Genomic DNA, 10,850 nt, shown 5'->3' with positions numbered 1-10,850 from the left:
GGTCGGCCGCGGGTGTGGCGGCGACCCCGGTCGCCCACCCGGACCGCCCGGTGCGGTTGCGGCCGGAGGAGCGCCCGCCGGTGCCGGTGCGGCTCACCCGTCGCGGCCGCGTCGTGCTCGGCGGGCTCGGCGTGGTCACCGCCGTCGCCGTCGCCGCCCTCGTCGGCCCGGCGGTGTCTGGGTCCTCCGCCGGTCCCGAGCTCGAGCTGGCCGGTCGCGCGACGGTGACCGTGCACAGCGGCGACACCCTGTGGTCCATCGCCCGCGACGTCGCCCCCGCCTCCGACCCCCGCGAGGTCGTCGACGCCCTGCAGGCAGCCAACGGCCTGTCCGGGGCCGACCTGGTGCCCGGTCAGGTCCTGCTGCTGCCCTGAGCGGTCGCGTCCGGGCGGGCCGGCGGAGAGCTCGTGCTGGTCCCGCGCGTGTCGGGGACCCGTGGGGCGGGTGGTGCGCAGAGGTGCCCAGGACCGGCCGCGGTGGTCGTCGACTTCTGGGAAGACGACACGCCGGTTTCGGGTTGCGTACCAGTAGGGGTGCAGAGCTAGTCTCACCACAACATCTAGTAGTTACAGCGATGTTGTTCCGTCCACAGGCTGTTCCCCAGCTTTCCCCGAGGTCGTCCACCGGATGTCCCCCGCGGGGTCCACAGGGAACCGCCACGGTCCCGGGAGGAGACGATCCGGTGCGCTGCCCGTTCTGCCACAACCCCGACAGCCGTGTCGTCGACTCGCGGGAGACCGACGAGGGGGCGACCACCCGCCGTCGGCGGTCGTGCCCCGGGTGCGGCCGGCGGTTCACCACCGTCGAGGAGGCCGTGCTGGCCGTCGTCAAGCGCAGCGGGGTGACCGAGCCGTTCAACCGGGCCAAGGTCATCGCCGGTGTGCGCCGCGCCTGCCAGGGGCGCCCCGTCGACGAGGACCAGCTGGCGGTGCTCGCCGCCCAGGTCGAGGACGCGGTGCGCTGCACCGGCTCGGCCGAGGTGCCCAGCCACGACGTCGGCCTGGCCATCCTGCGGCCGCTGCGCGACCTCGACGAGGTGGCCTACCTCCGGTTCGCCAGCGTGTACCGGTCCTTCAGCTCCGCGGCGGACTTCGAGAAGGAGATCGCCGAGATGCGCGCCAAGCGCGCGTCGGTCGCCGAGATCGCCTCGGCCGACCTGCCGCCCCCGGTCATCCCGCGCGCCGGCGGCAGCGTCGCCGGCGACCCGCAGGCCGGCGCCCCGCAGTCCTCCGCCCCGCACCCCGGCGCCCCGCCGGGCGCCACCGACCCGACCGGCTGACCGACAGCTGATCGCACCCCGCGGACTTCCCCGCCGCCGGGGCCCTGCCCGGCGCCGTCGCCGTGGCCGACCGCACCACCCAGCACCGCAGCACGAACCACCGGCGTCACGTCGACGCCACCCGCACCGACCCACCGGCCGGCGCAGCCACACCGATCCCAGGGGGAGTCGTGACCGAGACCACCGACCGCATCTCGAACGGGCGCAAGCGCGCCGGCAAGTCCGCCGAGCGCAAGGGGCTCACCGTCCAGCGCGTGTTCACCACCGCCGGCGTGCACCCCTACGACGAGGTGACCTGGGAGCGCCGGGACGTCGTCATGACCAACTGGCGCGACGGCTCGATCAACTTCGAGCAGCGGGGTGTGGAGTTCCCGTCGGAGTGGTCGATCAACGCCACCAACATCGTCACGACCAAGTACTTCCGCGGCGCCGTCGGCACCCCGGCCCGAGAGACCAGCCTCCGCCAGCTCATCGACCGGGTGGTGCTCACCTACACCCAGGCCGGCCGCGAGCACGGCTACTTCGCCACCGAGGGCGACGCCGAGCTGTTCGAGCACGAGCTCACCTGGATGCTGCTGCACCAGTACTTCAGCTTCAACTCCCCCGTCTGGTTCAACGTCGGCACCGCCTCGCCGCAGCAGGTGAGCGCCTGCTTCATCCTCGCCGTCGACGACACGATGGACTCGATCCTGAACTGGTACCGCGAGGAGGGCCTGATCTTCAAGGGCGGCTCCGGCGCCGGCCTCAACCTCTCCCGCATCCGCTCCTCCAAGGAGCTGCTGTCCTCCGGCGGCACCGCCTCGGGCCCGGTGTCCTTCATGCGCGGCGCCGACGCCTCCGCCGGGACCATCAAGTCCGGTGGCGCCACCCGCCGTGCGGCGAAGATGGTCGTCCTGGACATCGACCACCCCGACATCGAGGAGTTCGTCGAGACCAAGGCGCGCGAGGAGGACAAGATCCGCGCGCTGCGCGACGCCGGCTACGACATGGACCTCGGCGGCAAGGACATCACCAGCGTCCAGTACCAGAACGCCAACAACTCCGTCCGGGTCAACGACGAGTTCATGCGGGCGGTCGAGGAGGGCACCGGCTTCGGGCTGCGCTCGCGCACCGACGGCTCGGTCATCGAGACCGTTGACGCCAAGGAGCTGTTCCGCAAGGTCACCCAGGCCGCGTGGGAGTGCGCCGACCCCGGCATCCAGTACGACGACACGATCAACGACTGGCACACCAACCCCGAGACCGGGCGGATCAACGCGTCCAACCCCTGCTCGGAGTACATGAGCCTGGACAACAGCTCGTGCAACCTGGCCTCGCTGAACCTCATGAAGTTCCTCAAGGCCGACGGCACCTTCGACGCCCCGCTGTTCACCCGCGCCGTCGAGCTGATCATCACCGCGATGGACATCTCGATCTGCTTCGCCGACTTCCCGACCGAGCCGATCGGCGACACCACCCGGGCCTACCGCCAGCTGGGCATCGGCTACGCCAACCTCGGCGCGCTGCTCATGGCCACCGGTCACGCCTACGACTCCCGCGGCGGGCAGACCCTGGCCGCTGCCATCACCTCGCTGATGACCGGCACCGCCTACCGCCGCTCGGCCGAGCTCGCCGGTGTGGTCGGTGCCTACGACGGCTACGCCCGCAACGCCTCGGCCCACGCCCGGGTGATGCGCAAGCACGCCGCGGCCAACGACGCCATCCGCCCGGTCGGCGCCGACGACGCCGACGTGCTCAAGGCAGCCACCGCGCAGTGGCAGGAGTGCCTGGCCATCGGCGCCACCCACGGCTGGCGCAACGCGCAGGCCTCGGTGCTGGCCCCCACCGGCACGATCGGCTTCATGATGGACTGCGACACGACCGGCATCGAGCCGGACTTCTCGCTGGTCAAGTTCAAGAAGCTGGTCGGCGGCGGCTCCATGCAGATCGTCAACCAGACGGTGCCGCGGGCGCTGAAGAGCCTGGGCTACCAGGACGAGCAGGTCGAGGCGATCGTCGAGTACATCGCCGAGCACGGCCACGTCGTCGACGCCCCGAGCCTGCGCCCGGAGCACTACGAGGTCTTCGACTGCGCCATGGGCGAGCGGGCCATCTCCCCGATGGGCCACGTCCGGATGATGGCCGCGGTGCAGCCGTTCATCTCGGGTGCGATCTCCAAGACGGTCAACATGCCGGAGACGGCGACCGTCGAGGAGGTCGAGAACATCTACTTCCAGGGCTGGAAGATGGGCATCAAGGCCCTCGCGATCTACCGCGACAACTGCAAGGTCGGCCAGCCGCTGTCCGACGGCGGCAAGAAGAAGGACAAGGCCGTCGAGGAGGCCCCGGCTCCGGTCGCGGCGACCCTGGCCCACCCGGTCCGCAAGCGGCTGCCCAAGAAGCGCACCAGCATGACCACCTCGTTCTCGGTGGCCGGCGCCGAGGGCTACATGACCGCGGGCATGTACGAGGACGGCAGCCTGGGCGAGGTCTTCCTCAAGCTGGGCAAGCAGGGCTCGACCCTGGCCGGTGTCATGGACGCCTTCTCGATCGGCATCTCGCTGGCGCTGCAGCACGGTGTCCCGCTGGAGACCTACATCTCCAAGTTCACCAACATGCGCTTCGAGCCGGCCGGCATGACCGACGACCCGGACATCCGGATCGCCCAGTCGGTGATGGACTACATCTTCCGTCGCCTGGCGCTGGACCACCTGCCGGTGGAGAAGCGCGCCAACCTCGGCATCTTCACCGCCGAGGAGCGCGCCGCGCAGGTCGCCGGGTCCTACGGCTCGGCCTCCACCGCGGTCGTCGAGGAGGACGTGGACCTCGAGGCGCTGCGCGGCTCGGCCCCCACCGAGGCACCCGCCAAGGAGGAGGTCACCCCCGCCGGCCCGACGTCGGTCAAGGAGGCCCACTCCTCGGCCGAGCTGCTGGAGCTGGTGACCGGTACCGCCACCGACGCGCCGCTGTGCATGACCTGCGGCACGAAGATGCGCCCCGCTGGCAGCTGCTACGTCTGCGAGGGCTGCGGCTCCACCAGCGGCTGCAGCTGAGCTGACCGCGCCGACGCCCCGGTCCTCCTCCACGGAGGGCCGGGGCGTCGGCGTACCCGCCACCTGGCGGGCACACGCTGCCGGTGGATGGGGCGGGCGGCCGGTCGTCCTCCCTGACCGGCGTGCATCCTCCGCCACCGACGCCGGTGGCGGAGGATGCACGCTGCTCGTCGCAGCTGATCGATGCCGGGGCCGGGACGTTGGGGTGACTACAGTCCCAGGACGTGGAGGAAGGGCACGGGGTACCGCTCGGTCTCGACGCGCTGACGCTGCTCGCCCTGCAGGCCACCGAGGTCAGCGTCACGATCTCCGACCCCTCGCGACCCGGGAACCCGCTGGTCTGGGTCAACCCGGCCTTCACCGCGACCACCGGCTACGCCGCGCGGGACGCCGTCGGGCGCAACTGCAGCTTCCTGCAGGGCGAGGACACCGACCCCGACGCCGTCACCGAGATCCGGCGGGCGATCCGGGAGCAGCGGTCGGTCACCGTCACGCTGCTCAACCACCGTGCCGACGGCGAGGCGTTCTGGAACCGGCTGAGCATCGACCCGGTCAGCGACGGCGACCGGGTGGTGGCCTACGTCGGCGTGCAGTCCGACGTCACCGCGGAGGTGGAGGCCAACAGCGAGCGCGACGCCGCCCGCGCCTCCGCCGAGGCCGCCCTGGCCCGGGAGACCGCTGCCCGCATCTCCCTGCAGTCGGCGAACCGCCGCCTCCAGCTGATGTCGGCGGCCACCACCACGCTGTCCGCGTCGCTGGACCCGGACGCGATCGTCGCCCAGCTCGCCGACCTGTGCGTCCCGCCGCTGGCCGACTGGCTGTTCGTCGCCGAGACCGACGAGTCGGGGCTGGTCGTGCGGGTGACCACCCGCCACCACGCCCCCGAGGGGCACGAGGAGGCGCTGGACCAGGTGCGCCGGGCCTACGAGGGCCGCCCGCTGCCCACGGTCGCCCCCGCCGCGCAGGCCGTCGCCACCGGCCGCACCGTCACCGTCGCCGACCTGACCCCCGACCGGTTGGCCCCCTACGGCCGCGGGTTGTCCGACCACGTCTACGCCGAGCTCGGCACCGGCGCGCTCGCCGCCGTCCCGCTGGCCGCCCCCGACAGCACCTGGGGTGCCATGGTGCTGGTCCGGGCGACGCCGCAACCCTTCCCGCAGGGCGACCTGGAGGTCGCCGAGGACCTCGGCCGCCGCGCCGGGCAGGCCCTGGCCAACGCCCGGCGCTACGTCCGCGAGGCCACCGTCGCCGAGAGCCTGCAGCGGGCGCTGCTGCCCGGTCTGCCCGACCTGCCCGGGGTCACCGCGGCCGCCGCCTACCGCAGCGCCGTGCTCGGCGCCGCCGTCGGCGGTGACCTCTACGACCTGCTGGACCTCCCCGGCGGCCACGTGGGGGCCGTCGTCGCCGACGTCGCCGGTCACGACATCGACGCCGCGGCGACCATGGGCACCCTGCGCGACCTGGTCCGCTCGCGCAGCTGGGACGAGCCGCCGCCGGACCCGGCCGCCGTCCTCGCCGCCGTCGACCGGCTGATGGACGTGCTGCACGTCCCGGGCCTGGCCACCGCCGCCGTCGTGCAGGCCCGCCGGCCGGTCACCGACGGCGGGCCCTGGACCGTGCGGCACACCAACGCCGGCCACCCACCGGTCCTGGTGCGGCTCCCCGGCGGCGACGTCGAGGCCCTCGGCGGGGACCACGACCTGCTGCTGGGCGCCGCCCCCGGCGCCCGGCGCCGCACGGCCACCCGCGAGCTGCCGGCCGGGTCGCAGCTGCTGCTCTACACCGACGGCCTCGTCGAGCAGCCCGTGCGACCGGGGGAGAGGGAGCGCGACGTCGACCTCGGCATCGCCCGGCTCGTCGAGCGCGTGCAGGCGCTGCCGACGGGTGCGCCGCCGGCCCACGTCGTCGCGGCCGCGGTGGAGCTGGTGGTGGGCCGGCTGGACGACACCGCCGTCCTCGTCGTCCAGCTGGGCTGAGAACCTGTCCCGGTGACCGACGACCTGTACCTGCCGTTCGCCGAGCGCACCCCCGACGGGCAGTACGCCGCGGTCCTGCGGGCCATCGTCACCGAGGGGGAGCGGACGCCGACCCGGCAGGGCATCGAGGCGCTGACCCTCCTGCAGCAGACCACCCGCTACCCGCTGCGCAACGGGTTCCCGCTGATCACCGAGCGGTCGATCAAGGGGTTCTGGCCCAAGGCGGTCGGCGAGCTGTGCGCCTTCATCAACGGCGCCACCACGGTCGAGGAGTTCGCCGCCTTCGGCTGCGACTGGTGGGACGCCTGGGCGACCCCCGAGAAGACCCGCAAGCGCGGCCTGCCCGACGGGTCGCTGGGCCCGGGGTCCTACGGCGGCGCGTTCCACGACTTCCCGGCCCCGCCCGGCCGCGAGCCGATGGACCAGTTCGCCCACCTCGTCGAGCAGCTCACCGAGCTGCCCGAGCTGCGCACCCACTTCGTGTCCCCGTGGATCCCGCAGTACCAGGTCCGCGGCGCGGGCAAGACCCCCGGGACGACGATCGCGCCCTGCCACGGCTGGGTGCACGTCCGCGTCCTGAACGGGACGCTGCACCTGCACATGTTCCAGCGCTCCGGGGACGTCCCGGTCGGGGTGCCGTCGAACATGGCGCAGTACGCCGCGCTGACCCTGATGCTCGCCCAGCTCACCGGCACCCGGCCCGGCACCTTCCACCACACGATCAGCGACGCCCACGTCTACGTCGACCAGCTCGACGCCGTGCAGGAGATGATCACCCGCGAGCCACGCCGGCTGCCGACGCTGACCCTCACCGAGGAGGGCCGGGCGGTCACCGACATCCACGACTTCCGGGCCACCCACTTCCAGCTGTCGGACTACGAGCCGCACCCGGCCATCCGCGGCATCCCGGTCGCCTCGTGACCGGCCCCGTGACGCTCTCCCTGGTCGTCGCGGTCGCCGACGACGGCGTCATCGGCGACCGCAACGGCCTGCCCTGGCACGTCGCCGAGGACCTGCGCCGATTCCGCGAGCTCACCACCGGTCACGTCGTCGTCGCCGGTCGGCTCACCCACGAGTCGGTGGTCGCGCGCCTGGGCCGGCCGCTGCCCGGCCGGCACACCGTCGTCGTCAGCAGGAGCACCCCGCCGGGCGGGCCGCAGGTGTGGACGGCGGGCGCGGCCACCGTCGTGGCCGACCTGGACACCGCGCTGGAGCTGGCCGGGCGGCTGGCCGCGGACGCACCGCACCAGGACGTCGTCGTCATGGGCGGCGCGCAGCTCTACCGGCAGGCACTGCCGCAGGTGGGCACCGTGCACCTGACCCGGGTGCACCTGACCCCCGGCGGCGACACCCGGATGCCCGAGGGCTGGCTGGACGGGTTCGCCGTCGTCGACAGCCGCGACCTGACCACCACCTCGGGCACCGAGGTCACGTTCGAGACGCTCACCCGTGGCTGACCTCTACTGCCCGGCCAACGCCCGCACCCCCGAGCAGGTCGCCCGGATGGCCGACCTGGAGGCGCGCGGGGTCTGCCTGTTCTGCGCCGACACCGGCACCGAGGTCGGCGGGGGCGACCTGGTCACCGAGACCGCGTACTGGCGGGCGCTGCACAACGACTTCCCCTACCGCGGGGCCGCCCAGCACCTGCTGCTGGTGCCGCGCGCGCACGTCACCGACGTGCTCGACCTCGACGACGCCGCCCGCGCCGACCTGTGGACCGTGCTGCGCGCCGTGCGCGGGGACGACCGCGGCCCCTACGGCCTGGGCATGCGCAACGGCCCCTGCGAGGGCACCGGCGGCACCATCGCGCACGTGCACCTGCACGTCCTGGTGCCCGACGGCGAGCAGCCGCTGCGGATGCGCTTCAGCTCGGCCCGTTGACGTCGACCCAGATCAACTCGGTCCCGGCGCCGGCGAGGATCGCCTCGGCGTCGAGCAGGGAGTACGAGCCGCGGAAGAAGCAGCGCGCGAAGCGGGCCTCGGCGACCAGGTAGGCGCACGCCGGGCACGGGAACGCCGAGACGTAGAGGTCCGCGCCGGCGGTGTCGAAGGCGCCCGCCGCGGCCTGCCCGACCAGCGACGCCTCGGCGTGGATCGCCGTCGACAGGTCCGCGCGCAGGCCGCGGGAGAACTCGTTGCGGGGGTCGCCGTCCACGTAGGGCGCGTGCTCGGTCGGCCGGTGCCGGTTGTGGCTGGTGGCCAGCACCCGGCCGTCCCGGGCGGCCAGCGCGCCGACCTGCCGCCACCAGTCCGAGGACCGCTCGCCGGCGGCCACCGCCTGCTGCATGAGCGCCACGTGCACCGGGTCGGTCGTCGTCCCCGCGGTGGCGCCGACCGGGCGCTCCTCCAGCGCCCACTGCCGGTCCCAGCGCAGGAAGGTGCGCGCGAACCGCCAGGTCGTGCCGGGGTGGTCGGCGGCCAGCTCGCGGGTCACCGACTCGTCGGCGGCCAGCACCTCGCGATCCAGGGCAGCGCGCAGGTCGGCCGGCTGCACCACCCGGACGTCGACCCCGTGCTCGGCGGCCAGCACCCGGGCCACGACGTCGGCGGGCAGCCCGCGGATCTCCTTGCGCATCGCCGGGAACCGCTCGGCGAACCCGTCGCCGAGCAGCAGCACCCGGTCCACCTCGGGGTGCTCGGCCAGCAACCGGCGGTGCCCGGCGTGGTAGACCGGCGCGTGCAGCAGCAGCTGGGTCATTCGTCGGTGGCGTTGGCCGCGTCGGCGAGGTGGATCAGCCGCAGCCGCGCCGAGGTGCTCACCGTCGACATCCGGTCCAGCACCACCACCCGGTCGCAGTACTCGGCCTCCAGCCTGGCGACCTCCTCGTCGCTGTAGGTCTCGGCGGTCGCCACCAGCACGCTCGGCCGGACCGCCTTGATCAGCGCCCACGGCGGGTGCTCGACCCGCTTGAGGGTGACGATGCCGACCCCGCGCTGGTGGGTGACCATGCGCAGCCGCTCCATCTCGGGCACGGCCGGGCGGCTGGGGCCCTTGCGCAGGCGCACCTTCTCGTCGCTGTCCACCCCGACGATCAGGAACCCGCCCATCGAGCGGGCCGCCTCCAGGTAACGGCTGTGGCCCTCGTGGATCATGTCGAACGAGCCGCTGGTCAGCACCACCCGCAGGCCCAGGGTCTTCAGCGCCGAGCTCATCGCGGCCAGCCGGTCGAGGTCGTCGACGAAGCGCTCCTCGAAGTGCGACGCGTCCTGGAAAAGGTCGCTGTAGAGCCGGCCCGGCTCGCGGTCCCCACGGTCCTGGCCCACCGCCGCAGGCTACCGGTCCGGCCCTGCCGGTCACGATGCGGTGACGATCCGGCCCGATCCGGTTCCGTGGCTTGCCGGGGCCGGTGGGGCTGTCGTTACCGTCGCTCAGGACACCACCCCGAGATCCGGGGGTGCCGACCGGCGCCGGGGACCGGCCCGCACAGCCTGCGACGCGCAGCTGCGGGACCGACGGCGCGACCGCGGAGCCCGTGTGCCCGCACCACCCTGCCCGTACCACCCTGCCCGTACCACCCTGCCCGACCGGACGCGCCCAGCGCGCTCCGGCGTCCGCGGCTGCCCGACGCCTGCCCGGCGCCCGCCCGACGGCGGTCCCGACGACGAGAGGACGACGTGCCCACGATCCGAGTGAAGGGTCTCCACAAGGTCTACGGACCCCGCCCCGCCGCAGCGGTGCAGGAACTACGGGCCGGCACCACCGTGGCCCAGCTGCGCGACCGCGGCACCACCGCCGCCGTGGTCGACGTCGACCTGTCCGTCGAGGCGGGCGAGGTGTTCGTCGTCATGGGGCTGTCCGGCTCGGGGAAGTCGACCCTGCTGCGCATGCTCAACGGGCTGGTGCCCCCCACCGAGGGGTCGGTGCACGTCGACGGCGTGGACCTGACCGACCTGGACCCGGCCGCGCTGCGGGAGGTCCGCCAGCAGCGGATCAGCATGGTCTTCCAGCACTTCGCGCTGCTGCCCCACCGTTCGGTGCTGCAGAACGCGGCCTACGCCCTCGAGGTGCGGGGGGTGGACCGGACCACCCGCGAGGCCCGTGCGGCCGACGCGCTGTCCCGGGTCGGGCTCGCCGACCGCGCCGACGCCGCACCGGCCGAGCTCTCCGGTGGCATGCAGCAGCGGGTGGGGCTGGCCCGCGCGCTGGCCGCCGACACCGACGTCCTGCTGATGGACGAGGCGTTCAGCGCCCTGGACCCGCTCATCCGCCGCGGCATGCAGGACCAGCTGCTGGAGCTGCAGCGCGAGCTGGGCAAGACCATCGTGTTCATCACCCACGACCTCGACGAGGCCATGCGTCTCGGTGACCGCGTCGCGATCATGCGCGACGGGCGGGTCGTGCAGTGCGACACCCCCGAGCAGATCCTGGCCGCCCCCGCCGACGACCACGTGGCCCGCTTCCTCGCCGACGTCGACCGCGCCCGGGTGCGCACCGCCGGGGCGCTGGCGGAGCCCGTCGCGGTCTGCCCGGCCGCGGCGGGTACCGCCGACGCGGTCGCCGAGCTGACCCGCACCGGCGCCGACCACCTCGTGGTCGCCGACCCCGGCGGCCCGGTCCGCGGC

10 protein-coding genes are annotated in these 10,850 nt (G+C 73.7%); 8 read left to right on the top strand and 2 right to left on the bottom strand.

Annotated features, from left to right (window positions below; all coding sequences use genetic code 11):
• From NH342_RS19445 to NH342_RS19415, 7 genes are all read left to right on the top strand, one after another.
• The coding region (locus NH342_RS19445; protein WP_253017402.1) for a LysM peptidoglycan-binding domain-containing protein at positions 1 to 374 on the top strand (374 nt) is incomplete at its 5' end.
• A 308-nt stretch (positions 375 to 682) separates the two neighbouring features.
• Entirely contained in the window at positions 683 to 1,279 is a 597-nt protein-coding gene (gene nrdR / locus NH342_RS19440; RefSeq protein ID WP_253017401.1) for a transcriptional regulator NrdR, read from the top strand.
• Positions 1,280 to 1,449: 170 nt separating this feature from the next.
• Positions 1,450 to 4,311, top strand: a complete 2,862-nt coding sequence (locus tag NH342_RS19435) for a vitamin B12-dependent ribonucleotide reductase (protein ID WP_253017400.1) — start codon at positions 1,450 to 1,452, stop codon at positions 4,309 to 4,311.
• Positions 4,312 to 4,535: 224 nt separating this feature from the next.
• The gene (locus NH342_RS19430) at positions 4,536 to 6,287 is read left to right on the top strand and encodes a SpoIIE family protein phosphatase (protein ID WP_253017399.1); all 1,752 of its coding nucleotides are present in this window, start codon (positions 4,536 to 4,538) and stop codon (positions 6,285 to 6,287) included.
• Between the two features lie 12 nt (positions 6,288 to 6,299).
• On the top strand, positions 6,300 to 7,208 hold the full coding sequence (thyA, locus tag NH342_RS19425) for a thymidylate synthase (protein WP_253017397.1): 909 nt from the start codon (positions 6,300 to 6,302) through the stop codon (positions 7,206 to 7,208).
• Complete coding sequence (locus NH342_RS19420; protein ID WP_253017395.1) at positions 7,205 to 7,744, top strand: dihydrofolate reductase; 540 nt, start codon at positions 7,205 to 7,207, stop codon at positions 7,742 to 7,744. Before thyA ends, NH342_RS19420 begins: the two co-directional genes overlap by 4 nt.
• The gene (locus NH342_RS19415) at positions 7,737 to 8,168 is read left to right on the top strand and encodes an HIT family protein (RefSeq protein WP_253017393.1); all 432 of its coding nucleotides are present in this window, start codon (positions 7,737 to 7,739) and stop codon (positions 8,166 to 8,168) included. Before NH342_RS19420 ends, NH342_RS19415 begins: the two co-directional genes overlap by 8 nt.
• On the opposite strand, the gene NH342_RS19410 is transcribed toward NH342_RS19415, so the two are convergent.
• Entirely contained in the window at positions 8,152 to 8,985 is an 834-nt protein-coding gene (locus NH342_RS19410; RefSeq protein WP_253017391.1) for a deaminase, read from the bottom strand. The genes NH342_RS19415 and NH342_RS19410 overlap by 17 nt on opposite strands.
• Complete coding sequence (locus NH342_RS19405; RefSeq protein ID WP_253017389.1) at positions 8,982 to 9,551, bottom strand: adenylyltransferase/cytidyltransferase family protein; 570 nt, start codon at positions 9,549 to 9,551, stop codon at positions 8,982 to 8,984. The genes NH342_RS19410 and NH342_RS19405 overlap by 4 nt, the downstream gene beginning before the upstream one ends.
• A 351-nt stretch (positions 9,552 to 9,902) precedes the next feature.
• Here NH342_RS19405 and NH342_RS19400 point away from each other — a divergent pair.
• Positions 9,903 to 10,850: glycine betaine/L-proline ABC transporter ATP-binding protein (locus tag NH342_RS19400; RefSeq protein WP_253017387.1), on the top strand; the 948-nt coding region annotated here is incomplete at its 3' end.

It is taken from the genome of Klenkia sp. PcliD-1-E (genome assembly GCF_024124375.1).
GTDB lineage: Bacteria > Actinomycetota > Actinomycetes > Mycobacteriales > Geodermatophilaceae > Klenkia.
This window is presented reverse-complemented; position numbering and strand designations above follow the sequence as displayed.

Bases quoted from the DNA above. Each gene is read 5' to 3' on its own strand.
- NH342_RS19410 (WP_253017391.1), bottom strand. From the start codon at position 8,985: ATGACCCAGCTGCTGCTGCACGCGCCGGTCTACCACGCCGGGCACCGC.